The organism is Nostoc sp. DedQUE05 (assembly GCF_034530955.1).
GTDB lineage: Bacteria > Cyanobacteriota > Cyanobacteriia > Cyanobacteriales > Nostocaceae > Nostoc.
The window spans coordinates 1-23746 of the sequence record NZ_JAVRCB010000025.1; the positions used below are offsets into that span (position 1 = coordinate 1).

The 23746-nt window shown below is 40.5% G+C and carries 18 protein-coding genes; 10 read left to right on the plus strand and 8 right to left on the minus strand.

Going from position 1 to position 23746, the window contains the following annotated elements:
- Positions 1–314 precede the first annotated feature (314 nt).
- Entirely contained in the window at positions 315–1697 is a 1383-nt protein-coding gene (gene dnaA, locus RMZ42_RS18950) for a chromosomal replication initiator protein DnaA (RefSeq protein ID WP_322672844.1), read from the minus strand.
- Positions 1698–1990: 293 nt separating this feature from the next.
- Here dnaA and RMZ42_RS18955 point away from each other — a divergent pair, with 293 nt between their 5' ends.
- The 3 genes from RMZ42_RS18955 to RMZ42_RS18965 all read left to right on the plus strand — a co-directional run bounded on the left by RMZ42_RS18955 (position 1991) and on the right by RMZ42_RS18965 (position 4581).
- On the plus strand, positions 1991–3235 hold the full coding sequence (locus RMZ42_RS18955; protein ID WP_322672845.1) for an HhoA/HhoB/HtrA family serine endopeptidase: 1245 nt from the start codon (positions 1991–1993) through the stop codon (positions 3233–3235).
- A 125-nt stretch (positions 3236–3360) separates the two neighbouring features.
- The gene (gene def, locus RMZ42_RS18960) at positions 3361–3891 is read left to right on the plus strand and encodes a peptide deformylase (protein WP_179068956.1); all 531 of its coding nucleotides are present in this window, start codon (positions 3361–3363) and stop codon (positions 3889–3891) included.
- Between the two features lie 198 nt (positions 3892–4089).
- On the plus strand, positions 4090–4581 hold the full coding sequence (locus RMZ42_RS18965) for a GNAT family protein (protein ID WP_322672846.1): 492 nt from the start codon (positions 4090–4092) through the stop codon (positions 4579–4581).
- A 235-nt stretch (positions 4582–4816) separates the two neighbouring features.
- Here RMZ42_RS18965 and RMZ42_RS18970 read toward each other — a convergent pair whose 3' ends face one another.
- Together RMZ42_RS18970 and RMZ42_RS18975 are read right to left on the minus strand one after the other, a co-directional pair.
- Positions 4817–5416, minus strand: coding sequence for an arsinothricin resistance N-acetyltransferase ArsN1 family B (locus RMZ42_RS18970; RefSeq protein WP_322672847.1), 600 nt, complete (start codon positions 5414–5416; stop codon positions 4817–4819).
- 234 nt (positions 5417–5650) lie between these two features.
- Positions 5651–7342, minus strand: coding sequence for an NAD-binding protein (locus tag RMZ42_RS18975; RefSeq protein WP_322672848.1), 1692 nt, complete (start codon positions 7340–7342; stop codon positions 5651–5653).
- 286 nt (positions 7343–7628) lie between these two features.
- Here RMZ42_RS18975 and RMZ42_RS18980 point away from each other — a divergent pair, with 286 nt between their 5' ends.
- Both RMZ42_RS18980 and RMZ42_RS18985 read left to right on the plus strand, forming a co-directional pair.
- Positions 7629–8726: a D-alanine--D-alanine ligase family protein gene (locus RMZ42_RS18980; protein ID WP_322672849.1), complete on the plus strand. Its 1098-nt coding sequence runs from the start codon at positions 7629–7631 to the stop codon at positions 8724–8726.
- 356 nt (positions 8727–9082) lie between these two features.
- Entirely contained in the window at positions 9083–9577 is a 495-nt protein-coding gene (locus RMZ42_RS18985; protein ID WP_322672850.1) for a hypothetical protein, read from the plus strand.
- A gap of 581 nt (positions 9578–10158) precedes the next feature.
- Here the strand turns inward: RMZ42_RS18985 and RMZ42_RS18990 are convergent.
- The 3 genes from RMZ42_RS18990 to RMZ42_RS19000 all read right to left on the minus strand — a co-directional run bounded on the left by RMZ42_RS18990 (position 10159) and on the right by RMZ42_RS19000 (position 12605).
- Positions 10159–11091, minus strand: a complete 933-nt coding sequence (locus RMZ42_RS18990; protein WP_322672851.1) for an alpha/beta hydrolase — start codon at positions 11089–11091, stop codon at positions 10159–10161.
- Between the two features lie 20 nt (positions 11092–11111).
- Positions 11112–11618, minus strand: coding sequence for a DUF4112 domain-containing protein (locus RMZ42_RS18995; protein ID WP_322672852.1), 507 nt, complete (start codon positions 11616–11618; stop codon positions 11112–11114).
- 87 nt (positions 11619–11705) lie between these two features.
- On the minus strand, positions 11706–12605 hold the full coding sequence (locus RMZ42_RS19000) for a YihY/virulence factor BrkB family protein (RefSeq protein WP_322672853.1): 900 nt from the start codon (positions 12603–12605) through the stop codon (positions 11706–11708).
- Positions 12606–12755: 150 nt separating this feature from the next.
- Between RMZ42_RS19000 and RMZ42_RS19005 the strand changes: the two genes are divergently transcribed.
- Positions 12756–13277 (plus strand): hypothetical protein, encoded by a 522-nt coding sequence (locus RMZ42_RS19005; RefSeq protein WP_322672854.1) that lies wholly within the window; start codon positions 12756–12758, stop codon positions 13275–13277.
- 36 nt (positions 13278–13313) lie between these two features.
- Here RMZ42_RS19005 and thrC read toward each other — a convergent pair whose 3' ends face one another.
- Positions 13314–14405: a threonine synthase gene (thrC, locus tag RMZ42_RS19010; RefSeq protein WP_322672855.1), complete on the minus strand. Its 1092-nt coding sequence runs from the start codon at positions 14403–14405 to the stop codon at positions 13314–13316.
- Positions 14406–15338: 933 nt separating this feature from the next.
- On the opposite strand from thrC, the gene RMZ42_RS19015 reads away from it, so the two are divergent.
- Positions 15339–15533 (plus strand): hypothetical protein, encoded by a 195-nt coding sequence (locus tag RMZ42_RS19015; protein ID WP_322672856.1) that lies wholly within the window; start codon positions 15339–15341, stop codon positions 15531–15533.
- Positions 15534–15646: 113 nt separating this feature from the next.
- Here the strand turns inward: RMZ42_RS19015 and RMZ42_RS19020 are convergent, their stop codons facing one another.
- Complete coding sequence (locus tag RMZ42_RS19020) at positions 15647–18022, minus strand: hypothetical protein (RefSeq protein ID WP_322672857.1); 2376 nt, start codon at positions 18020–18022, stop codon at positions 15647–15649.
- A 318-nt stretch (positions 18023–18340) separates the two neighbouring features.
- Here RMZ42_RS19020 and RMZ42_RS19025 point away from each other — a divergent pair, with 318 nt between their 5' ends.
- From RMZ42_RS19025 to RMZ42_RS19035, 3 genes are all read left to right on the plus strand, one after another.
- Positions 18341–20008 (plus strand): iron uptake porin, encoded by a 1668-nt coding sequence (locus tag RMZ42_RS19025; RefSeq protein WP_322672858.1) that lies wholly within the window; start codon positions 18341–18343, stop codon positions 20006–20008.
- Positions 20009–20953: 945 nt separating this feature from the next.
- Positions 20954–23239 (plus strand): GAF domain-containing sensor histidine kinase, encoded by a 2286-nt coding sequence (locus RMZ42_RS19030; protein ID WP_322672859.1) that lies wholly within the window; start codon positions 20954–20956, stop codon positions 23237–23239.
- Positions 23223–23627, plus strand: a complete 405-nt coding sequence (locus RMZ42_RS19035) for a response regulator (RefSeq protein WP_322672860.1) — start codon at positions 23223–23225, stop codon at positions 23625–23627. Before RMZ42_RS19030 ends, RMZ42_RS19035 begins: the two co-directional genes overlap by 17 nt.
- Positions 23628–23746 lie beyond the last annotated feature (119 nt).

The window sequence follows — 23746 nt, forward strand, 5'->3', positions numbered from 1 at the left end:
ATGGACATTGCACAGTAGATGACCTCAATTCATCCCTCTATTATGCAACGCCGAAAATTCCACAATTTCTATTGCAATCATAGTTAGGCAAGTTTACCTTGTGGAAAACTTGTGGAAAAGTACTTGAGTTTTTCCACAAGGTAATTATACTCAATTAAATGTTAACTGTAGAATATCAAGTTTTCCCCAGTTTTTTCCACAATCTAAGTTAAATTTAATCAATTTTTAGACGTTACTTAATATTCTTGACTAATTCTTCAGCCGTCAAAGCTCATAATTCAGACTGCTGCTTGTGGAAAACTTACAATACATCTTCAAGATGGTTTTTGAGAACGGCTAGTCATATTGATGCGATCGCTCAATTCACGTAGAGTTTGTACTAAGGTGCGATCGCTCTCTTGAAGTTGGGTAATTTTATCGCAACTATAGATTACCGTTGTATGGTCTTTACCACCAAATTCCTCGCCAATTCTCGGCAAACTCAAAGCCGTGTGTTGGCGCATGAGATACATTCCTAATTGACGCGCCCAGCTAATCTCTCTTCGTCGCGAGTTACCTTTGAGGTCATCTATTGAAACATCAAAATTATCCGCCACCACCTTTAAAATTGCTTCTGGGGTAGCTGCCATTTTTTCGTTAGGCGGTTCTAAAACTGGCGTGATATTTTCCACCGTCATCGGTAAACCCCAAATAGAAATATAAGCTACCGCCCGAATTAAAGCTCCTTCTAATTCTCGAATATTAGAAGTATAGTTAGAAGCAATATACTCAATTACATCGCGGGGAAGACTAATATTTTCATCCTCGGCTTTTTTCTGTAAAATTGCCATTCTCGTTTCTAAATCGGGCTTTTGGATATCTGCAATTAAACCCATAGAAAACCGAGAACAAAGACGTTCTTGCAAGCTAGGAATTTGGTTGGGCGGACGATCGGAAGCAATGACAACTTGTTTACCAGCTTCATGTAGAGTATTAAAAGTATAAAAGAATTCTTCTTGGGTATACTCTTTCCCTTCAAGAAACTGAATATCATCCACTAATAAAACATCAGCCGCTCGGTAATGCTCTCGGAAACTTTGCATACTATCCTTACGGATGGCTGTAATTAAATCATTAGTAAACTGCTCAGTAGAAACATAAAATATTTTACAATTAGGAAAAATTGCATAGCGATAATGACCAATAGCTTGCATCAGATGAGTTTTACCCAAGCCGACACCACCGCATAAAAATAAAGGATTAAACTCTTTACCTGGAGATTCTGCAACTGCTAAAGAAGCAGCATGAGCCATGCGATTGTTAGCACCAACTACAAACCGCGAAAAGACATATTTAGAGTTTAAGTCAGTAGTTTGATGATTGCGATCGAGAACAGCTTCAGAAATACTGCTGGAATTTGGTGATTCCCAAGCAACCTCTCGTTCACTAAAATGAGAAACTTGATCGCCTTGAGCAACAGTAATGTAAATTCCTACGGGATGACCGAGAATATCTTGGACTACATGAGCAATCGTATTGATGTAATACTTCTGTAACCAATTACGAGCAAATGGGTTAGGAGTGCGGATAATCAAACAATTATTTTCTAATCGCTCTGCACTAGCAGTTTTGATCCAAGTTTCAAAGGTAGGTCGGGATAGTTCAAGCTTTAGGCGCTCTAGTACCTGAATCCACAGACTTTCTATGGGAATTTCCATTATCCACCACCTTTGCTGCTAATCGTCACAATAGAAGAGAAAGCACTAATTTAGCATTGAGACACGCTAGACCTAAAATAAGCTTTTAAGTTGTAACCATTTTGGGATCTACCCAGTAGGCAAGATCCTAACACCCACTGACCAAACCGAGTGCTGAGTGCTAAGTGGTGAGTAAAATAAAATTTCTCACAGCTTTTGTACCCAATATATGCATCGTCCCTAATGAGCGGTTTTAACTCAGCACTTTGCACTTTTAACTCAGCACTCTCATTGACACGGAGAAGCAACGACACATGAAGATAACAAACCATCACTCAGCACCCAAAAAGATTGAAACCAGGGGCTTACCCCATAGGTTGTGGATGCTCTCATACGGGGTAGCAGTGGTGTTCCTGGGGAGCTGCTCTCTTCTACCTGCTAGGACTGTTGATAATCAGCAAAGCGATACTCAAGCCCAAAACACAACACAACCTAATCCGGTAATTGTCCCCCCGCAGATTTTCTCTTCGTCTGGAGATCCTAATTTTGTCGTGAAAGTAGTGCAACAGGTGGGGCCTGCGGTAGTTCGGATTGATTCTTCCCGAACAATTACTTCTCGCGTACCAGACGAATTTAACAACGATCCATTTTTCCGGCGGTTTTTTGGAGAAGGAGCGCCACAGCCTAGACAACGCGTAGAACGCGGTAGTGGCTCTGGATTTATTATTAATTCTTCCGGTCAAATTGTTACCAATGCCCATGTGGTAGATGGTGCTGATAGAGTCACTGTTATACTCAAAGATGGCCGGACTTTTGATGGGAAAGTTTTGGGTGAAGACCCAGTAACAGATGTGGCAACGATCAAAATTAATGCGAATAATCTGCCAACTCTAGCTGTGGGTAACTCTGATGCTTTGCAACCAGGAGAGGCTGTAATTGCCATTGGTAATCCATTAGGCTTGAATAATACCGTCACATCTGGAATTATTAGTGCTACAGGGCGTTCTAGTAGCGATATCGGTGCAAGTGACAAGCGGGTTGATTACATCCAAACGGATGCTGCGATTAACCCTGGTAATTCTGGTGGGCCATTGCTCAATGCTCGCGGTCAAGTGATTGCAATGAATACAGCGATTATCCGAGGCGCTCAAGGCTTGGGATTTGCTATACCCATTAATACTGTGCAAAGGATTGCCCAAGAATTAATTGCTAAAGGCAAGGTGGATCATCCTTATTTGGGTGTGCAGATGGTGACATTGACACCAGAAAATAAAGAAAGAATCAAAAATGTCGCAGGCGATCGCTTAAATATTACAGCAGATGACGGCGTTTTGCTGGTTGAGATTGTGCCGCGATCGCCTGCATCTGTAGCTGGACTAAGAGTCGGTGATGTGATTAAAAGCATTAACAGCCAGCCTGTTACTAAAATTGAAGAAGTACAAAAGCTAGTAGAAAAGAGCAAAATCGGTACTAAATTACCCATAGAAGTGGAACGCAATGGGCAAATTGTCCAAGTAGGAGTTCAACCTGCTCCTTTGCCAGTTAGACGTGAAGGATGATGTTTGTCATTTGTCATTTGTCATTAGTCATTAGTCATTTGTCATTGTTCATTTGAAAAATAACTGACATACTCCACTCTCCAATGCCCCATGCCCAATTCCCCATTCTTAAAAGGAGTTTTATCATGACTGAATTAGCGCCAATAATTCAATTAGGCAATCCAACATTGCGCCAAAAAGCTGCTTGGGTTGAAAATATTCAAGATGAGCAGATTCAAAAATTAATTGAAGATTTAATCGCCACTGTTGCCAAGGCTAACGGCGTGGGAATCGCTGCGCCTCAAGTAGCACAATCCTATCGTTTATTTATTGTGGCTTCCCGTCCTAATGCCAGGTATCCCAATGCGCCAGAAATGGAACCTACTGCCATGATAAATCCCAAAATCATTGCTCATTCAACTGAAGTTGTCAAAGATTGGGAAGGTTGTTTAAGTGTTCCAGGAATTAGGGGCTTAGTTCCTCGGTATAAATCTATTGAAGTCGAATACACTGACTCTCAAGGCAACTTACAAAAGCAAGAATTAACCGATTTTATCGCTCGGATTTTTCAACACGAATACGATCATCTCGACGGTATTGTATTTGTAGATCGTCTAGAGAACACTCTTGATATGATTACTGAGCAGGAATACCAACAACGAGTAGTTAACAAATAAATGGGAGTGGGGAGTGGTGGTGAAAAAGCTAACGATTAACCTAACCCCCTAACTCCCTTCCCGACCTCTCCCTAATCCTCTCCTACGAAGAGAGGGAAGCGGAAAAACTTTTGTTACTCGAAGCGGGAAAATTCAAAGTTTATCTCCTCGAAAGAGAGAGAAATAGAAGTGAGGTTAAATAGTTATGAGAAATCGTGCATGGTAGTACTTAGAGATTTTATAAAACAGGATGTAGAATATCTCATTGAATATTTGAATAATGATGAGGTTACAAAATTTCTTACTTCTCGAATACCTACGCCATATACACTTGAAAATGCTGAATGGTGGGTAGATATTGGCAGCAAGGAGAAAATGAACAAAGCTATTGTAGTAGAGGATGTTTTTGTTGGTGTGGTTGGAGCTGCTGTGGGCGAATATGAGTATCAGCGTTCGGCAGAAATAGGTTATTGGCTTGCTCAAAAATATTGGGGCAAAGGCATAGCTACTAAAGCAGTAAAAAAGGTCACAACATCTGTTTTCTCTAGCACAGAGGTTGTTAGGTTATTTGCGCCAGTTTTTGGTCCGAATATAGCGTCGATGCGAGTGCTTGAGAAATGTGGCTATAAACAAGAGGCAGTCTTACAAAAGGCATTGTTTAAAAATGGCTCATATTTTAATTGTCATCTATTTGCAAAGGTTCGCTCATAACAAATCGTTCAAGACGAACGTCTGCTGCGCTGCGCTTTGCAGCCGCCACTCAACTCAATGTTAAATGATCACAAACCTATTTAATTAAAAAAGCGCTTCTGTAAGAATTAAGCGGCAAATATAATAACACTTCTAAGACAAGTTTTCTGTCTATGGTTAGTATCAGTATGTTCTATTGCAAATAAATTTACGGGAAATTGTGTACAAATGTTAAATAGCTAAGGGCAACACCAAGTTAAACGCGAAGTAGCAAGAGTCCACTTCTTAAAGCTTGATTCCACAGAGATGATTTTTGCACTTCTGGCAAAGAAAGAGGCTGATTTACTGATAACGGTGGCTCTTGTTGCAGAGATAATTGCCACCAGCCAACATCGTGCCACTTACTAAATTTATACCCAACTCTGTAAAAAACACCTAGAGGCGAAAAACCGACAGCCTCATGCATAGCTACACTTGCTGGGTTGGGTAAAGCGATCGCAGCAAAAACGTTATAAAATCCTTGGAGTTGCAGCAAGCCAAAAAGAGAAGTGTACAAAGCTTTAGCAACTCCTTTTCTGCGATATTCAACATTTACATACACGGATGATTCTACAGACCATTGGTAAGCAGCACGAGTCCGGTAGGGAGTAGCATAGGCATAACCTAGAATCTCACCGTTAATTTCACACACTAGCCAAGGCATCTGCTGTTGATAGTTATTGATGCGTTTTTCAAATTCCGTTTTGCTGGGAGGCTCTATCTCAAAGGAAATTGAAGTTTCCCACACAACTGGCGCATAAATTGCCAGCATTTTTAAAGCATCACTTTCGTTAGCTAGTCTAATTGCAGCTTTCACAACAGATCCTTTTTGGATTTTAATAATTCGCTAGAAACGAGGTTTGAAAAGGCTTTTGGCTTAAGTTTACATCAATGTCACGCATGAGGGTGCAATGACTGTGAGAATTAGACTTTTTGCAGAAATCGGGAAAAGGGGAAGGGGAAAGGTTTGGTATTTTCCCTTTCCCCAATAAAGATGAGTCCCTTTTCCCACAAGAGTGCAAAAAGCACAAATGCCAAGAGGTCTATTGTCTTAAGCATGTGCTTCACAAACTTGCTCGCCCCGCCACAATTGATATAGCCGCGTCGCTGGCATTGTCATATATAGAACGTCACCATCACTGAGATTAGTTTCTAATAAATCCCAGCCGTGAAGAGTTTGGTGGTTTGTTTCTACGTACAAAGGTACACAGTCAGCAGACATTGCTACATCTTTCACCCATTGACCGCAAAAGACGTGTGAAGCTGTAATTACAGTGGCAAAAGCTACCCAAAGACTATCGGCTGTGATGCCATTGCCCAGGATACGTCCCCCTAGCGCAGCAGCAGCAAAAGCTGGCGCTGCTAATTCAGCCGGACTCAGCACTGCATCGAAGCCAAATAGCTGTTGGGCTATGCCAGCAAAATCAGGATCGCCATAATGAACAATCACCGGAATACTGGGTGCCAAACCTTTGGCTTTGAGGGCAATTTCCAAATTGGTAGCATCATTGCTAGTAACAGTAATCACTGCGGCGGCAGAGTTTATATTGCTAGCTTTGAGTATTGTGCGGAAGCTGGCATCACCCTGAATCACAGGGATACCGAGTTCGCGGGCGGTGTTGATATATTTACTGTTGGAGTCGGGTTCAACGACGACAACTTCATGTCCGCTGGCGTGGAGTTGCTGAACAATTCTCACCCCAATACCACTCAAGCCACAGACAATGTAGTGCGATCGCTGAGGAATTCGGGCTGCATCCCAAAATTGCTTAAAGCGGCTTCCTAAGACAAAATCGGTGAGCATGGCATACCAAATACCAATCACTACTGCTCCAATCAGCATCATCACAACAGTAAATAACTTAATACTGTTAGGAGCATTTTCTACTACTTTGTCATTACCACCGGCTCCGGTAATCATGCCGACAGAAAAATATAGAGCATCCACAGGAGACAAACTCAACTCAGCCGACATATAAGTGAATGTAGCGATCGCAATAACCGTCAATAGTGCAATAGCACCCACCACTACCGATCGCCCGTGTTCCTGAAACTGCCTAAAATTAGTCATAACTTTCAGCAGTTTTCTAATCAACGATCTCCGGGGAGAACGGATGCGGGGTTGTGTACCAATAATTATGCGATCGCCTACTTGGATTTCTTGGCCAGCTATGACAGCTGATACCAAATCCATCTCACCTTTGACTGGTAAGTAATAAATTAGCATCCGCGATCGGTCTGACCACAATTCACTCAGCTTTCGACCTTTCCAGAAGTGGTTTTGATCGATGTATTCTTCGTGAATTGGCCAAGTTTGCTGAAATAATTTAATTTGTCCGATCGCTCGGTTTCCCAGTGCTGCAAAGGTGAATACGGGTGCTGCTAATCCGACAACACTCATACTCAAATGGTCTGGCAAACTTTGATCTAGGCGCTCTCCTAAATTTGTATTATAAAAACGGTTGATAATCCGAATCTGGGGATTCAGCACCCGCGCTTGCATCATAATAGATAAATTCAGAGCATCTTTAGATCCAGCGATGACTAAAGTGTGTGCCTGTTGAATTCCTGCTGCTGTCAGGGTAGAAGCTGCTTGTAAATCTCCAACAATCACATCTCCTGCGGTTTCGCCGGGGATAGATTGGTGATGAATGCCAACAACGAAGGCTCCCTGATGTCTCAGCAGACGAAAGGTTTTATATCCGGTACGTCCTAAGCCACAAACAATAATTCTGGGTTTCATGAAACGGCAGCATCTTTTACAGGTAGGGCTGCATTTCTAGTTAGTTATCAATATTGTTGCCCATTTTCCTGGAATATTACTGTAGCTGACAACACGATTGTTTTAATTGGAGGCAGAAGGCAGGGGGCAGGAGGCAGGAGGGCAGCAGGGAGGGGGCAGAGGGAAAAACTTACTGCAACTTCTCTCCTGCTCCCCCTGCCTTCCTCGATAAAATAATCTAGAAAAATATGGCAATTTTTGTAGGTTGTGATACGCTATCTGCTTGAGAAGTGTGGAGGAGCCGAAAATGACTAAGCTGCGGGTGGGGTTACTGTTTGGCGGTCGTTCGGGAGAACATGAAGTTTCGATCAAATCAGCACGGGCGATCGCTAACGCCTTGAGTGCAGGGGAAAATGCTAGTAAGTACGAAATATTGCCTTTTTACATCCAAAAAGATGGCCGCTGGCTAGCAGGAGAAGCACCCGAAAAGGTTTTAGCAACCGGCAGTCCGCTACTGGAATCGGCATCAACTTCTGTTGGAAATCTGACATCCAACCTTCAAGCCCAAACTCTGAGCAATTGGCAATCTCCCTCTCAAGTTGCCCAAGTGGATATTTGGTTTCCCATCCTCCACGGCCCTAACGGTGAAGATGGAACAATTCAAGGGTTACTGACTTTGATGCAAGTCCCCTTTGTCGGTTCTGGGGTGTTAGGTTCGGCTATGGGAATGGATAAAATTGCCATGAAAATGGCTTTTGAGCAAGCGGGATTACCACAGGTAAAATACAAGGCGGTAACTAGATCGCAGGTTTGGTCTAATCCGTGCGTATTTCCGAAACTGTGTGATGAAATTGAGGCAACATTAGGTTATCCAGCTTTTGTCAAGCCTGCTAATTTGGGTTCATCAGTGGGTATTGCCAAAGTGCGATCGCGCCCAGAATTAGAAGCTGCTTTAGATAGTGCTGCCAGTTACGATCGCCGACTAGTTGTAGAAGCTGGAGTAGTCGCTAGAGAAGTTGAGTGTGCCGTTTTAGGTAACGATCGACCCCAAGCCTCTGTCATTGGAGAGATTACTTATGACAGCGATTTTTATGATTATGAAACTAAATATACTGAAGGTCGGGCAGATTTACTGATCCCCGCACAGCTTCCAGAGGCGATCGCCCGTCAAATTCAGGACATGGCTTTACAAGCTTTTGCCGCTGTTGACGCTGCTGGGTTAGCAAGGGTAGATTTTTTCTATGTGGAAGCAACACAAGAAGTATTTATTAACGAAATCAATACCTTACCAGGCTTTACTGCGACAAGTATGTATCCTCAACTCTGGGCACATAGTGGAGTCTCCTTTCCAGAATTAGTCGATCGGTTAATTCAACTTGCTCTTGAAAGACATTCTCCTAGCTGACAGAATAAATCAGCAAACTGATTTCAGATTAGTACGGTAAAAAGTCACAATAAATACAGAACTTTGGCAAAATTTAGCCAGATTTTGTAGCTGATGTTTTACAAAAAAGCTACTAAAATCTGAAATTTGTTACGGATACCTGATGCTTGACTCCTCCAGTACAATTTATTCACTAGAGGGGTACAAATCTGAAAGTAATCATGGAAAAAAGTCAGAGTGTACAGCGCGAGCGAACCCAATTTAAAAGGGCTACTCCAGAGCTGACAAACAGGAAATCGAGACTAAAAAACAGCTCGAATGTTCTGATATATCTGGTTGCACATCATCCTTGGCTATTGTTAACCGGGTGTTTAGCCATGTTTCTAGGTGGTGGTGCCTTTGCCTTATACAGCTTAGGTAATGCTGGCCCGGTAGCACAAGAAGAACCAGAAAAAATCCCAGTTATCGTTGAAGAACCAATCGGTGTGCCCTCTGAGAGTAGTAATCCTACACCTTTATGGATGGTTGCTGCGATCGTTCTCAGCTGTGGTGGTGGTTCTTTGCTGATTTTCCGAATGCTTAACCGCACAAAGCAACCGCAAAAAGTTCAAAAACAGGTTAATCGCCAGCAGGTACGCTTGGCACAGAAGCATTACCAAAAATTGGAACCAAATCTTCCCAAGAGTCAGCCAATTTTTGTGCCACAGCCACAACTAATGCCCCTAATGCAGATGCAACCTAAAACAAAGCATCTGGTAACTGTTCTCCCAGCAGAACACAAGCACCACCTGGATACGCGCACAGAATCCTTAGCAGAATTGATGGATCTTCGTAAAAATAGTTCATTGTCTGCTATTTTACGCCAGTATTAATACTACCGTAAAGTAAAACCCCGTTAAATTAATACTTTTTGCCAATTAGCTTGGCTTAGATTCCCGACTTTCTCTAAGAAGTCGGGAATCTTGTTATGTAGGAATAATTTATTTGCTATATAGCGGTTTAACTGCTTTTAAAAAGTTAGATATGAGCAATTAGGAAATTTAAAAACTTGCCAAAATGGCAACTAGCTTTTGATGATTCAAGTTAAATTGTATGAAGATAAACGACTTCAAGGGTTTGATTATCAGGGACTACCACCTAAGCAAATTCCTTTTGTAAAACACTATTTATTGAGTGATTTACAAAAACAAAAAGCTATCTCTAAGAATTATTTGCAGAGTATTTATCTCAGTAAATAAATTCAATAATCAGGTTTGGCATTTGCTGCAACAGGAATATTCAATGCGTGCAGGCGTTGTTGTTGAACTACGCATTAGCCCCCTAATGGGTAACGTCTGTATACATTCCTGTTCACTTCAGCAGCAAATGGTAGAGTGGGAGTTTGAAAGCTGACTGATATGCTTCCTCCCACTCTCTTTTTATCGAAACAGAATTCAGGAGTCAGAATTCTTCTTTAAAAGTTAGTATCTTGTAAAAACTCAAGAATCGTTTTATTCAACACCGCAGAAGCCCCAGTTGAGGCATCATGACAGCAGTTAGATAAAATCTGTAATTTTGAATTGGGGATATGTTGATGTAATTTTTTACCATGACTAGCAGGAAACCAACTATCTTGCTCACCCCACAAAACTAGTGTGGGACACTTAATTGCACTCAGGTTATTTTGAATTTTGGTGAGCATATTGGGCTTATTTGCTTGCCAATTCTCAATTTCTCGCGCGGCTATTTGTAACTCTTCGGCAACTTTTGCGATTGTACCAGGCAATTCAGTAAACGGGTAAGTTATCCAATAGATATCTTCCTGCGTTAAAATTGAGGGATCGAATAATACTCTACGTCTTTCTATTGCCATAACTTCTCTAAATAGAGGTGCAAACAAATATGTCAGACGTAAAGAATCAATTGTTTGCATTATTTCTAAAGGCATTTGGGCAAGCAACCACATAGACCAATGGGGTAGCTGTTCGGCAAAAACAGGTACGTTTACTACTATAAGCCGTCCGATTAACTGCGGGTTTTCTTGAGCAAGAGCAAGGGCAACTAATCCCCCTAGAGATTCGGCCACAATGACTGCGGGTTCATCACATAATGCCTGAATAATTCTTTGAAACTCAATAACTTGATGACCGTTGTGTTCTTTACGAGACAATGGTTTTTCAGAAAAACCAAAACCTTTGGCATCAAAACAAATTACTCGGTAATATTTAGATAATGCTGCTACGCTGTGCCGCCAATTGTAGCTCCAACTCCCCATACCATGTAATAAAATTAGCGGTTTACCTCTACCTCTTTCGCCATAAGCAATTTGTACAGGATACCCTTTAGCATCAGTAATAACTAAACTTTGCCGCCCTTTGGGAAAAGTAGCTTGCCACCAATCTTTCATTCTTATTATCAATAAACAATTTAACCGCCTGTAAAGGCGTTCCACAGGATTCTAATTAAGATCACAGGCAATGCTACTAAGACAATGGAGATGAGCAATAATCCAACCAAAACGGCAAATATAAACCATCTGTCTGCACTCTTTTGTTCGCTAGGAAACTTTAAGTATTCTTCCAAGAGCTTGATATTATTAGTGTTAGCTCTCCAGGCAAAATCAAAAAAGTCTCCCAAAACTGGGACAGCTCCTACCAAGCCATCAATGATTACATTCAAAACCATTTTACCTAGAGTCGCTCTAGATACGCCTAGCCGTGCTGCTTCTAGAATGATGTAGCTAGAAAACATTATTCCCAAAAAATCACCACCAATCGGTATGAATCCTAAAATTGGATCTAAACCAAAACCAATCTTTGTGCCAGGAATGGTAATAACATTATCCAGCAGCCGACTTAGCTGACGCAGGCGCTTCAAGGTGGGTGCTTTGGCATCAGGTTCAATCATCGGAAATCGAGGAGGAGAATCAGGCATGGAGGCGATCGCTTACTTTGTATTGAATCGTTAGATATTTTACTCCCCTACTGAGCTTTTGAAATCATTTTCTCAGGGATTTACGAATTAATATTTTACTTTCGATTGCGGCTGGGCTTTTAAGCGCATATCTTCGCCGACAGTCACGTTTAACTGATCGCCGATTAACAGAACAGCAGCACTCATTGACAGCCAGAGCATTAAAACTATCACTGCTCCTACAGCACCATATACTTTATTATAATTGCCAAAATTCGCCACATACAGCCGAAATAGGGCAGACAACATTGCCCAAAAAACAGCTGCTAAAATTGCTCCAGGCATCATTGGCGTGCCTGAGTTCCACTTGCTTGGGCCATAGCGATAGACAAAGCCAAAGGCGACAGCAACAATACTTAAAGCTAAAGGCCAGCGTAACAGTAGCCAAATATGCAACAAAAAGATCAAAGAACTATTTTCGCGCACTACTATTCCCAAAAGCCAGTCGCTAGTAAACACTGAGAAAGAAGCCAAGACTAAAAGCAACATAGTACCGACTGTTAATCCCAGAGAGACAAGCTTGGCTTTCCAAAAGGGACGGATGTTTTCTGAGGGAATTTGATGGATTTGATCGAGGGCTGTCATTGCGGTACTCACCGCCCCAGAAGCAGTCCAAATTGCTAATACAAAGCTTAGAGAAAATAAACCACTGTTTTTGGAGTTAGTAATTTCTGTAGTAGCAAAATCACGAATCAGCTCCAAGGCTTGATCGGGTAGGACTTGACTTAGTTGTGCCGCCAGCTGTTTAAAGGTATTTTGTAAAGATTCTGCCAATAAGCCAATGGCTGTGATGATAGCAAGAATTGCTGGAAACAGCGATAGCATGGCATTAAAGGCGATTTCCGAGGCGAGTCCAAAAAGTCGCCTTTCGATTGTTCGGGAAAAAGTTTTTTTAATCGTGCGCCAATTGAGGTGGCCAAAGAAGCGAAAAAAACGAAGCTTTGGCATAATTTAGAGTTAAAACTGGTTGGGTTGATTAACTACTGTGCTAAATTTTGCGTAGCGATCGCATCTGTCTTTCTATCGCAAGAATACCGATTCAAGAGTTTCTAACTAATGACCATTGACCAATGACTAATGACTAATGACTATTAATGTATGAATCAAGATTTAACACAACAGTGGTTGACAGAAATCCAGGTAATCAAAGAGCAGATGGCACAGCTGCAACACGAGCGCGATACAGCTTGGGAAAGTGCCCAAAAATGGCGTCAGCTTTACAATACAGAAGCAGAACAACGCCGTACAGATACTCAACTTTCCCAACAGACGATCGCCTCCCTCAAGGCAGAACTGCATAAACTCCAAGGTTTTGAAATAGAAACACTAGCTGCTGGGACACCAGTAGCTATCCAACAAGAAATAGAACAGCTAAAATCTGTGGAAGACTTGCAAGCTAAACTGATCGCCGCAATTAAAGAACGCGATCGCCTCTTGCAAGCTTTGAAAACTGAGCAGGATAATCACGCCCAAACCCGCAATAGCCTGACTACTGCCTTGGGTGATGCTATTGATAGCTTGACACACGAACGAGCAGGGGTAGGGGAGCAGAGGAGCAGAGGAGCAGAGGAGCAGGGGGAGAAATCAATTCAAAATTCAAAATTCAAAATTCAAAATTAAAGAACTTCTGCCTCCTCTTTCCCAATGCCCAATGCCCTAAAATCCCATTGCCTTAGCTACTGCGCCCAGTTCCGCCGCGATACCTTGTTGAAATTGACTGTGATTGTGTTTAATGGCTGTATCTGGGTCTTTTAGTCCATTGCCTGTGAGGACACAAACTACTGTCGCCCCTGTGGGAACTTGGTCTTTCACCTGCAACAACCCGGCTACAGAAGCGGCGCTAGCAGGTTCGCAGAAGATACCTTCTGATGCTGCCAAAAGTCGATAGGCGTCGAGAATTTCGGCATCGGTAACGGCGTGGAAATTTCCCTGGCTGGCGGTTTGGGCGGCGATCGCTAACTCCCAACTTGCAGGATTGCCAATGCGAATTGCTGTCGCTAGGGTTTCGGGATGCGCCACTGGCTGACCGTGGACTAAGGGCGCTGCTCCTGCGGCTTGGAATCCCATCATCCGGGGTAGGCGATCGCACTTTCTGGCTTGATGATATTGACAAAATCCCATCCAATATGCTGTGATATTCCCCGCATTTCCCACAGGAATACACAACCAGTCTGGTGCGTCACCCAATGCATCGACAATTTCAAAGGCTGCTGTTTTTTGTCCTTCTAACCTGTAGGGATTGACCGAATTCACCAAAGTGATCGGATAGCTTTCGGCCATCTCGCGGACAATTTCTAGGGCTTGGTCAAAATTACCTTTAATTGCCAATACTTCTGCGCCGTACAACAACGCTTGAGCTAACTTGCCCAGCGCTACATAACCGTCGGGAATCAGTACAAAGGCATTCATGCCTCCCCGTCTAGCATAAGCGGCGGCGGCGGCTGAGGTATTGCCCGTGCTAGCACAAATTACTGCTTTTGCCCCTGCTTCCTTGGCCTTGGAAATTGCCATAGTCATCCCCCGGTCTTTGAAGCTGCCGGTGGGATTGAGACCGTCATATTTTACAAAAACCCGTACTTGTCTGCCAATGCGTTCTGCGATCGCTGGCGCTGGTATTAGAGGTGTATTGCCCTCCAATAGAGTCACAATCGGGGTTTTTTCGCTGACAGGCAAGTATTCGCGATAGGCTTCTATCAGTCCGGGCCAGGGTTGGCGATGAGATGTAGCAACAGACAGGCTCAAAGTCACGGGATTTAAAATTTCTTAATGTAAGGATTGGATATTTAGAAAGGGTGGGATCGGGAAGCGCAAAATCGGAAAGAGGAAGAAAGTAGATTTTTCGTTACCAGTTGCCTATTCAGAGTTCCCTAATCCAAAATAATCTTGTTAAGAATATTATTTTTTGTGGTGCAGGCGTTTCACTTGCTATTTTTATTTAGAACGTTAATTTATCATAAACCGCCACGGCGACCTTCGGTTCAACAAATTACCTTAGAGGAGAATGACGAGATGAAAAATCATCTGTAAATCTATAGGACTCTTATTTTATTTTTTAACAAGACTGAGTACGTATTTATCCTATTGTTTATTCCCTCTTCTCTGTCTATAGAAGTAAATTTAGAAATCAAGCCTAATTCCCATATCAGACTTATGTCATAACTCTCTGAAACTCTTATTTATCCGTGTTTAAAGTTGCGTTTAGTGAATTATTTTATTCAAACTTATCTATGTATTTTCACACCCTATACGTTTCAGTGAAGATAGGAAAATACTTAAGAGGCTGTCTCTTTTTGATGTTAGCCTTCCACCTCCCTTTCTACGAGAGATTGCACCAAATGCAAGTGCTTCGCCCTAGGTTTTTTCATGATTTAGCATAATTCTTGATATAGTCTACATATAATTTCTTGCGTAAATTCCCTAAAAACGGCGATAATCATTAGTACAACCATAATTGACAGACTATAAATTAACTACTCCTAAGTACCGTCCAGCGGAAGGAAGCTTTACACACTTGAGTCAGTGTTTTTTTGGAACACAGCGATTATAATCACCGTCTTTTATGATTGAACGCAAAATCCATTAGAGTAATTGATTGAAAATATACAATAATGTAATAAAGCTTAAAAGAGCATTATTATAATATTTCTAATGGTGTGAGTTAAATAGTGGATTTAATTAGCGATGCCTACTTATTTATCTAGTGTTTCCGATGGCGAGTCCCAGACTGCCTGGGTCAGTAAGTTAACCAAGTCTTATTATCAAGACGATCAGCAAGCTAAATTGATGCATTTACAAGCAGAGGTAGACTCTCTGTTGCAGCAATTGGAAAATCTGAAGCACCAACGTTTAGCCGAAACCAACCAAAAAGAAGAATAAGTCAGTCTTCTAGATAGCGATTAGATAGCGATGTCTACGACGGGCTATTCGGCGTCGCTTTTCTCCTCTTTAATTTAAATTTGAGTAAAGGGGAAATTTGAGTCAGGGGTGCGTTATTCAAAGCGCTGATTTTTCTCTGACCAGCGCCTCAAACTGTAGTTATGAGCATTTTCTACCAGTAAAGCTAAGGATTGCACCCCTGAAAGCTTGGCGATCGCAGACAGTCTTTGTAAGTAATTTCCTGTAAAATCAGTGTAAATAACTTTATTTACATCAGACAAAATTATAGTCCGGTCGCGTCGCTGCTCTGTGTTTTCTCTTGGAATTTCAGGTGTGCCCTGATTCAAGGATGCTATTGCTTCTGGTGAAATAGTCAGGATTATTTCTGGTTGAGCATTATTTGTTAAATCAATCACTTGAACGGGCCAATCACCCAATTTTTCCTGCATCTGTTCAAAGCTAGGAATAGCACCAACCGGAAATTCACCGGATTGCTGCAAAGATTGCCACAAACTCGATAACATTATCTTCACCCCTTGGGGATTTTGTTGATGCAGTTCTCGTAAAGTAATGGGAGATGGTTGCACCCATTCCAATGCTGCATTTGTCAAAGCTAAAGGTTTGGGTTGGAGAACATCGTTTGGATTATCTGGAATTTTGGGGCCAGCAGCTAATAGGCGCAAAACTTTACCCCGTAGTTGCACCGCTTTGATAGCGGCTATAGTAATTTTTTGTTCTCCATTTGGCAACCAGACTACAATCTGGATTTCCGGGTCAGAAGTGATTCCCAAAGTTTTCCAGAAAAATTTGGCGGCGTCAGTTTTCGGTGGGTTGAAATTATCAAAGGGGAAATTTAGCCAGCGTTTCCCGTCATTAAATGCACTCACCTCCACCTGATACCAAACTTGGTTATCCGTAAGTTTCAAATCTGCTGGGGAATTTGGTTGCAGCCATTCGGTATTAGTAACTTGAGTGATTGGTTGCACCGTACCAACAATCTGACTAGGGTGAGTAGAGGATATTTGCGATGTACCCTTACCATTGAGTCTTGCCAACAGACCTTGAATATAGTCAAGATTCTCTTTTGTAATTTTTGGTTGCGCCTTTAACCAAGAATTAGCATGTCCTTCTCCTCGCTGAACTGCTAAAATCAACGCGAACCAAGCTTGCACCTCTCGTCTATTTGGGTTTACCTGCAACGCTGCCACTGTGCGATTCCACAACCGTTTTTCATCAGCTTTGAGTAAAGTGGCAATTTCTTGGGCATTATGTGGCGAGGTTTCAAACACCTGTAAAGCTTTCTCCCAGCGACCATCAATCAAATCTGCCAGCACTTCTTGACTAGGACTTGCCCAAATTTTCTGGGCTTGAATTTTAGTAAGTTGAGAATGCAAGCGAATCAAATCCATTTGTGCTTGCGCCGTTTCTGGTAAAACTCCTTTGTGCTGTTTCTTGATAAATTTCAACCATTCAAAAGCTGGTGTCCACAATCCACTACGGGCAATTGACAAGGCACTTTGGTATCCAGAATCCTTGAAGGTCGATGATTGGAGGCTAATCGCCTCCAATTGAATTGGTTTGAGGAATAACTTCAGAGGTTTGACTTGGTAAACCTGTAAATGCGGTTCTAAACCTACTGTTTGATCGATAACTAACTCTTTTGTACCATCACCAGTTACCTGCTGCCATTTCGGCAATTGTCCGTTAGGACTAGTCCAAGACAACATTTGTAGTAAGTTTGTGCGTTCTGGATTGTAGTATACGACGTAACCGTAGCGGATCGTATCAGTTGCTTGTTGGCGTTTACCCCGCAAATCAAACCAAACCCCTGATGATGGTGTCTTACCTTCAAAGCGTTGCACTTCAGTTAAAGGTAGGGAAATACTGATATCCTGGGGTTCTGAAGTTCCATCAAGCAAAGAAGAAATCACAAAGGATTCATCTGGGCCAGTTACAGATAATTGAGTCGTTAAATAGTAGTAATTTTCTGACTGAGATTTAAACTCTAACTCTTCTGAGCGTTCGTAAACCCTGAGTTCCACCAGTTCTTTACAATCAGATTGACAATTAGCACGTTGTTGCAAAACTGGTAGTAAAAATGAGGTTTTCACATCTTGATTTAAAGGCAGAGTTTCCCCAAATATTTGGTTTTTTTTACTCAAATCCAGTTGAATTTGTTTGAGAGTTTGGGGGCGTTCGTGTTTACCAAGGGGAATTTGTGCCCATGCAGGTAAAATTTTATTTAGCCAGCTTACTTCGTCTGGATTGAAGATGAAGAGAACACTAATCCAGGCAAAAGCCATAATTAGACTAGCACTACTTAAGATAATTGCGTAGCTTGCCGCCGTAGGCATCGCTAATATTGATGACAACCAACTTCCTCGTTTTAGCTTTTTCTGGGGTTTTTTAGCGACGCGTTTCATCGCACCAGCAGGAGGTTGATTTAGTTTAGAGGCTTTTGGCTTCAGCTTGCGTGAACGATTTGCCATAGATTGGGGATTAGGGATTAGGGATTAGGGATTGGGGATTGGGGATTAGGGATTGGGTATTAAGAAAACTCTTTCCTAATCCCCAGTACCTAGTCCCCAGTACCCAGTCCCCAGTAACCAGTCCCCAATACCCAATACCCTGTTATACTCGCCCTTTCAAAAGTTGCCCAGAAGCATTAAGTCTAATTTGGGACAAAATCCGTAAATGTCCCCATGTGAACCCTAGATAATCGCGAATACACTCTTCACTTAAGTATGTGAGCAGAGTGTAAAAAATTGAAAGGTAGACTTATTAGCCGCAGTTATCGCAAAACCTGGATGCTCGCATCGTTACTAATTGCGGGAGTAAATGGAGTTGCACAAAAAGCATTAGCACAAGAGTACATCAATCCAGAAACTACTCAGGAGATAGGAGTCAAGGACGATAATATTATTTCCTCATCCCCCTCCCTCTCTCCAAAAGAACCGATGGCGCAAGTTACATCGGTATCTCAACTCAAGGACGTACAACCCAACGATTGGGCATTCCAAGCCTTGCAGTCTTTAGTAGAACGTTATGGTTGTATAGCCGGCTATCCAGATAGCAGCTATCGCGGTAATCGCGCCTTAACTCGATATGAATTTGCTGCGGGTGTAAACGCTTGTTTAGATAGAGTCAACGAATTAATCACTACAGCCACCAGTGATTTAGTTACTCGTGAAGATTTAGCAATATTACAAAAATTGCAGTTAGAATTTGCCCCTGAATTAGCAACTTTGCGGGGTCGTGTCGATAATTTAGAAGCCAAAACTGCTGAAATCGAAGCCAACCAATTCTCAACAACAACTAAACTCAGTGGACTACTGATAGTTGGCATTCAAGGACGGACTAATAATCGTGGTGATGTTAATCCTAGAGATGGACAAAAAGATACAGATGATAGAGGGACAAATATTGATGTTATATCCTTGGCGCAACTGTATTTAACTAGTCAAATCACTCCTAGCAGTTACTTGTTTACAGGTCTTTTAGATGGTAACGGTACTAGTGGCCCTAGATTTACCAATAGTGTTTCTCGGAATGATGTTTTACTTGGCTACGAATTTCCTACAGATAATTTGATTGTAAGTGACCTCAATTTTCATTGGCTGGTGACAGATAAATTAGCAGTAATGGTAGGAACAGAGGGCGTAAGTATGCCAGCTGCTTTCCGAGGCCCCAATCGGGTAGAAAGTGCTGCAACAGGGCCATTATCTTATTTTGCCCAAAGAAACCCAATTTTAAATATGGGATATGGTCACGGTGGTATAGCTATTGATTGGCAATTTGCTAAACGCGCTAGTTTGCAAGCAATTTATACTAGTTATCAACCAGGAAATCCTGGTAAAGGTAGCGGTTTATTTGATGGAACCACTACAACAGGTGTACAATTACTGCTGACACCAACCGATACTCTAGATTTAAGTTTATATTACGTTAATAATTACGCTTCAGATGGTTGTTTGCTAACCTTTGTTGGTGATGAATGCTTAACTACAGTTAATACCACTACTGGAAAATCAGCACCGCTACAAACTAACGCTGTGGGTGCGACTCTCACTTGGCAAATTTCTCCCCGTATTAGTGCAGGCGCGTGGGGTGGTTATACTAAATCTTATATTCCTGGGCAATCAGGAAGTGTAGAAACGACAAATTATATGGTGTTTCTGAATTTCCCTGATTTATTGAAGAAAGGAAATTTAGGAGGAATTTATGTCGGTCAACCTCCTAAAATCACTAGTAGTGACTTACCTGTAGGAAATAATGTCCCTGATTTTATCAATACAGGTTTAGGACGAGCAGGTGGACAACCAGGCACAACTACTCAAATTGAGGCATTTTATCGTTTTCAATTAACAGATAATATCAGCATTACACCAGGAATAATTCATCTTATCCAGCCTGGTAATACACCAGATAGTGACTCAGTTACTATCGGCATTTTGCGGAGTACTTTTAGTTTTTAATTTCAGTTTCACATAATAAGAAGCTTCTGCGGCTTATCATGGTATTAACAGTTATTTCCTATTCCACAATTGTCCTTGAGTTTTTCTAAACTTCAATCTATTATTTATAACCTCACCAGTTCAATTTTTATTTTCCTGACTCACCCTGATTTCTACTTTTCCTCTGCTAGAGTGACAAAATAGGGTTAAGCGATCGCCTAAAGAGTCGCAATAAGCGGGAGAGTTCGTCAGGTATTGCTAAAACTTATTTTTTTGTAATAAATTTTAGTAAAAACTTATATTTTTTGACATTTACTATATCAATCTTTAAATTTAAATCTTGTTTTATTACCTCTTTGTAGAGAAAAAGAATTGTATTTAAAGCCTGATAGTGAGTAGAAGCAGCAACTTTTTGGTTGACTAATCCGTTAAAAATGCATCTATTTCGGCACTTACTCTGCCCTTGGATGGCGTTGATTATGAAAGAAAACATAGCCTTGAATCTAGTCAAAATCCCGAAAAATATTGATATTTATGATTAAAATGCCTTAAAATGCCTGTAAACATTTTTCTGTTTGGATAGCTGAGTTTAATATACGAAAAGTTTTCGCATAATAAATAGTTAGATGGCTGAGGTTACTGATGAGGGTGTAGCTGCAATGTTATTTGTAGAGCAAGCAGCGCTAATTGGGCTTACTTGGTTGTAAAGTACCTACATTCCATTATAGTTATATAAACCTATGCCACTATTCTAAAAATGCCTAATTTTTTGAGTAAATGTGCCTACAAACTTGATTTTTCGATAATATGTTTAAGCTCTTTAGTATAAATTTTATTAGGTAGAATAGGTACATAAACTGTAATACATACGTCTTATCTTTGTTCAAGAATGATTTTCGGGTTGTTGATTTTATGCATAAAAACTTGAATGCACTCTAAAAATAAATTCCTAATGGAAAAAAGGTAATGACAAGCATCAAAGATAAGAAGTATTCTAATAATTTTTATAGCAAAACACTGAGAGCTTTAAATGATTTGTCACAAAGCTTAATTTCAGCCTCTGCTGATGAATTGATTCAAGTCCTTCCTGAGAAAGTTTGTGATCTTTTGTCTGTTCCGATATGCATTATCTGGAACAAAGAACAGAATAAGCCAAAGTTTAAAGTGATTGCTACTTATGGAGAAGTGGATGATAAGTACAAGAGAATTGAGATGGATTTGGGACATCCAGGAGTACAGTATATTTTTAATAGAGATAAAGTCTTGTCTTTGCTCAATGTAAATGAAGCAACTTTTAGGTTGGCTGATATTGATGAACTCAACAAAAGACAGTGGATCTCTTTTCTAACTATTCCATTAAAGATTGAAACAAGAATTGTTGGGATTATTGATGTATTTACAAAAGACACTCGACAGTTCAATAAGCAGGAAAAAGATTTATTTAAGATACTGGCAAATTTTGCTTCTTTATGTATTCAAAAAAAAGAATTTATCGAAGACAAAAAGGAAATTTTTGACGATAGGGAAAAACTTCAGAATCTGACAGCTATTATGCTTGAGATGACAGCGACTTCTGAAACTGATCAAGTTTGGAGCCTATTAAGAAAAGGAGCATTGAAGCTGGTAGGCTCGAAGCCACGAATATGGATTGGTCGTTTAAACCATCAGAATGGCAAACTGGAGTCAGTAGAGGAAAATAATACTTCAGAGATTGAATTTGGCACAGGTATTGCTAGCAAAGCACTCATCGAAGGAAAACCAATTATAGCTAATGATGTTCTGAGTGATGAATGGTCAAAAACTTATCATCGACATTGGCCAGATACACGATCTCAGATATCTGTTCCTATATTAATAGATAAAGTGCCAATTAGAGAAAATTTAGACGTCAAAGCAGGTTCTAAGTGGATTGGCATATTAAACATTGAAAGTTCAAAAGTTAATAATTTTCCTGAGATATATCAAGAGCGTCTCTTATTATTAGCACGACATACAGCTTTACGCCTTGAAAGAATTGATTTTTATAATAAATTGGTAACTATTCGAGAAATTGAAAGGGAAATTACTAAAGCTCAAAATTTTGATGAAATTATAAAAATTGTCGTCAAAGGTATTACTGAAATTCTTGAATTCACTTGGGTTAATATTTCTCTAATTAATTCCGATCGAACTAGTATTATATCTCATTCTATATTTGGGCTTCCAAAAGATCAAAAAGAAGATTTTCAAAAAATGGCATTACATAATCTAGATAGTAACGATATTCAAGCCAATATTATACGAAATAAACAAATTAAAGTACCTGATAACGATGATCCAGGACTAGATCAAGAAATATTTAAGAAGTTTGGACATAAGGATCTTATCAGAGTCTTCATTCCAATGATTGAGCCTTTAAATAACTTAGTTATAGGGACTGTTGAAGCTGGTTACAAAAGAGAATATAGACAGTATATTTATGAGCAAGACGTTCAAATACTGAAGGGGTTTGTTGAACATGCAGTTCATGCTATTGAACGTAGAAAATCAGGGCTGATTGACAGAATTACCCATGAGCTAAAATCTCCAGTTGTAGGTATAAGAAGCCATGCTAGCTTTCTTCAGAGACGCTTCAGTGATATAAATTTAGCTCCTAGTACTATTGCAATAAAATTTGAAGATATACTAACTGATTGTGATTTACTTCTTTATCAAATTAGACAAATTGAATACTTTTTGGGTAGGAGTTACTCCGAAAAGCCTAAATTTGAATCAGTTATTGTTTTTCGAGATATTGTTGTTAAAACAGTTAACCAGCTTAAACCTATTTTAAATGAGTATGGTTTACATGTAAAGGGTGTAAGATATGAATTTGGTGAAGCTGCGAGAATGGCAATATTCACAGATAAGGTGATGCTAAATCAAGTAATTTATAATCTCTTGATAAATGCAATTAAATATGCTGAAAAAGATCCAGAGCAATTCAAAATATTATTAGAAGCAAGTGAGTATAAAGAAAACCTTATGATTAAATTCAAAGATTGGGGAATTGGAGTTGCGGAAGAGGATGCAGATAAGATATTTGAAGAAGGATTTCGCTCTTTGGACGCAATTAAGAAAGTAGGAGGATCAGGATTAGGATTAAGCATTTCTATAGCGATTATCCAGCAATTAGGAGGAAGTTTAAGGTTAGTCAATAACTCTAAACCAACTGAGTTTCATTTGATTCTACCAAAAATATTTAAGGATGCTCCAAATGATTCTTTTCATTGATGATGAAAAAAGAAGAATGGATAGTTATGTTCAGGATTTAGTTTTGTCTGGACACAAGGTTGAATTTAAGTCCGATGTAGACTCTGCTTTAGAATTTTTCGCCGAGAACCGGACACAAATCAAACTTCTTATCTTAGACATTATGATGCCAACGGGAAAGAGTTTTGATGAGACTCAGACAGATTATGGTTTAAGAACAGGGATTGCCTTCTATCACAATATAAGAGAACAAAATCCTTCTCTGCCAATCATAATATTTACTAATGTCTCTGACGAAAAGTTAGCAGAGAAAATCAGTAGAGGTAGCAATGTTTTGTTTTTTCAAAAAGATAATTTTCTCCCTTTTGAGCTTGAAAAAGAAGTCAGAAAGATACTAAATATTCAATAAATAAGGACTGACACACGGACGATAATTTTACGTCATTACGAACGATGCAAAGTAATCGTCAACGCTTGGTTTTTCGTCAGAAGTACGTAAGTCCTATAAGTATAACATTATCAGTTAGT